The 237-nt window shown below is 27.8% G+C and carries 1 protein-coding gene; it reads left to right on the top strand.

Annotated elements, in window-relative coordinates:
- On the top strand, positions 1–199 hold a 199-nt coding region (locus tag G3N92_RS29500; protein WP_206131104.1), incomplete at its 5' end, for a hypothetical protein.
- Positions 200–237 lie beyond the last annotated feature (38 nt).

Genomic DNA, 237 nt, shown 5'->3' with positions numbered 1-237 from the left:
AAAAAAAAAAAAAAAAGAAAAAAAAAAAAAAAAAAAAAAAATAAAAAAAAAAAAAAAAAATAAAAGAAAAAAGAAAGAGACAAACCACTGGTTTGAGAGGACAACTCCATCGTCGACTCAACATAACATATCAATAAATGCACCATACGATCAGTACTACAAATTACAAATAGAGTGGCGATCAACATACAACGCATAATAACAATTGCTAGATCAGGATCGTGTATACGCAGTACA

The sequence above is a fragment of the Burkholderia sp. Ac-20379 genome, assembly GCF_017104645.1.
Lineage (GTDB): Bacteria > Pseudomonadota > Gammaproteobacteria > Burkholderiales > Burkholderiaceae > Burkholderia.
The sequence above is the reverse complement of the archived record's forward strand: the minus strand, read 5'-3'. Positions and strand labels throughout refer to the sequence as shown.